Source organism: Streptomyces sp. NPDC057543 (assembly GCF_042801895.1).
Classification (GTDB): domain Bacteria; phylum Actinomycetota; class Actinomycetes; order Streptomycetales; family Streptomycetaceae; genus Streptomyces.
Map to the genome: position 1 here is coordinate 1 of NZ_JBHVFF010000526.1, position 2,645 is coordinate 2,645.

2 protein-coding genes are annotated in these 2,645 nt (G+C 63.4%); one reads left to right on the plus strand and one right to left on the minus strand.

The window, feature by feature from the left end; genetic code table 11:
* Positions 1 to 67: 67 nt before the first annotated feature.
* On the minus strand, positions 68 to 604 hold the full coding sequence (locus ACFU8Q_RS40865; RefSeq protein ID WP_384465110.1) for a hypothetical protein: 537 nt from the start codon (positions 602 to 604) through the stop codon (positions 68 to 70).
* A 376-nt stretch (positions 605 to 980) separates the two neighbouring features.
* Between ACFU8Q_RS40865 and ACFU8Q_RS40870 the strand changes: the two genes are divergently transcribed.
* A complete protein-coding gene (locus ACFU8Q_RS40870) occupies positions 981 to 2,615 on the plus strand; it encodes an ABC transporter substrate-binding protein (protein ID WP_384465113.1) in 1,635 nt (544 codons plus the stop codon).
* Positions 2,616 to 2,645: the final 30 nt, after the last annotated feature.

The window sequence follows — 2,645 nt, forward strand, 5'->3', positions numbered from 1 at the left end:
CTTCCGTCGTTCGCGGACTGTCATCCTCCGCGATTATGACAGTCCGTCGTGCTCGGTGCCCGCTGGGCTACCGGTACTGAATGCCCCACAGGTTGCTGTTCTTCTTGACCGGCGCCACGTTGTTGCTCTTCTTCCAGACCTTCACCTTCTGGCAGTGACCGCCGGCCTTGGCGGCAAACCTGTACTTGGTGACGCTGAAGCCCTTCGCCTCGTGCTGCATCATGAGGCGGCCCATGGTCTTGCCCTTCTTCTTCTGGACCGTCGCCGAGTAGGACCAGGTGTCGGACTTCGACCACGACTTGCCGAGGGAAACGCTGAACGAGGACGATGCCTTGGCGAAGATCACGCCCGCCTCCGCGCCGACGGTCGCCGTGCCCGTCGCGGTCCAGGTGCCCGTTCTGTTCTTGGTGTAGCCGAGGGTCACGCCCGGCTTGCCCCAGTCGCTGTGGATGTTGGTGTTCACCCAGACGGTCTTCTTGTCGCCGATGGTGTAGACGGGCGGGGCGTCGCAGATTTCGCCCGCGGAGGCGGGTGAGGCGGTCGCGCCGACGACGCCGGCGCCGAGCATGGCGGTGGAAACAAGGGTGGCTATGGCACGCTTCACGCGTCTTCTCCAGGTTGATTGCGGTTCGGTGTGCTGTAGGCCATAGCTTCCCCTCAACTCGCTTGTGTTGTAAGTGATTTGAGCGACCTTTGAGCTTCATGTTTCGAATGTGCGGCGGCGTGTACGCGAGCGATGGTGACGGCGCGCGGAGCCGATCGGTCCGGTGTCATTCCGCGCATTCGGGAGCAAGGGTGGCACCTCGGGGGGTGGGCTGTCCGGAGGCGGCGGCCGTGTCGTGGGCGAGTCCGGCTGCCTGACGACCCCTTCGATGTTTTCTGTGGGAAATGCACACGTATGGCCGTAGTTAGTGGGCGTTTTTATTGTTTCGGGGCGATATTGGCCTTTAAGTGTGATGAAGACTCAGAGGAGGCACTCCATGCGCGGAGCCACACAGGCCAAGTGGGCCGCATGTGCGGTGGCCGTCGCCCTGGCGGCGACGGCATGTGGCGGCGGGGGCAGCAGTGGCGGCGGTGGCGGTGGAGCCAATGGAATCGTGAGCTCCTCCTGGGGTGACCCGCAGAACCCGCTGGAGCCCGCGAACACCAACGAGGTGCAGGGCGGCAAGGTCCTCGACATGATCTTCCGGGGACTCAAGAAGTACGACCCGAAGACCGGCGCGGCCACGAACATGCTCGCCGAGAAGATCGACACCAAGGACAACCAGAACTTCACGATCACCGTAAAGGACGGCTGGACCTTCAGCAACGGCGAGAAGATCACCGCGAAGTCGTTCGTGGACGCCTGGAACTACGGCGCCCTGCTGAAGAACAATCAGAAGAACGCGTACTTCTTCGGTTACATCGACGGATACGACAAGGTCCACCCGGCGACCGGCAGCGCTCTGGCGAACACGCTCTCCGGCCTCAAGCTCGTCAACGACAAGACCTTCACGGTCAAGCTGATGCAGAAGTTCTCGCTGTGGCCCGACACTCTCGGCTACCCGGCCTTCGCCCCGCTGCCCAGCGCCTTCTTCACCGACCACGCCGCCTGGGTGTCCAAGCCGATCGGCAACGGCCCGTACACCATCGACAAGTACACCAAGGGCTCGTCGATGAACCTGCGCAAGTGGGACAAGTACCCCGGGGACGACAAGGCGCTGAACGGTGGCATCGACCTCAAGGTCTACACCGACAACAACACCGCCTACACCGACCTGACGGCCGGCAACCTCGACCTCGTCGACGACGTACCCGCCTCGCAACTGAAGAACGTCAAGGCGGACCTCGGCAACCGGTACATCAACACTCCGGCCGGCATCATCCAGACCCTCGCCTTCCCCTTCTACGAGAAGAAGTGGGACACCCCCGGCGGCATCAAGGTCCGTCAGGGCCTGTCGATGGCGATCAACCGCGATCAGATCACCAGCCAGATCTTCCAGAAGACCCGCACCCCCGCCTCCGACTGGACCTCCCCGGTCCTCGGCGCGAACGGCGGCTTCAAGAAGGGGTTGTGCGGCGCGCCCTGCGAGTACAACGCGGCGAACGCCAAGAAGCTGATCCAGGAGGGCGGCGGCATCCCCGGCGGCCAGCTCAAGATCTCGTACAACGCGGACACCGGCTCGCACAAGGAGTGGGTCGACGCCGTCTGCAACAGCATCAACAAGGTGATGGGCAACAACAAGGCGTGCGTCGGCGGCCCGGTCGGCACCTTCGCCGACTTCCGCAGCCAGGTCTCCCAGCAGAAGCTGACCAGCGCCTGGCGGGCCGGCTGGCAGATGGACTACCCGCTGATCCAGAACTTCCTGCAACCGGTGTACTACACCGACGCCTCGTCCAACGACGGCAAGTGGAGCAGCAAGAAGTTCGACGACCTCGTCAACAAGGCCAACGCCGAGTCCGACAAGGCCAAGGCCGTCTCGACCTTCCAGGACGCGGAGAAGGTCCTGGTCGAGCAGATGCCCGTCATCCCGCTCTGGTACCAGAACGGCAGCGCCGGGTACTCGGACCGGGTCTCCAATGTGTCGCTGAACCAGTTCAGCGTCCCTGTGTACGAGCAGATCAAGGTCAAGTGACCCGTTGAGGCCGGGTGGCCGGTGCCAGGA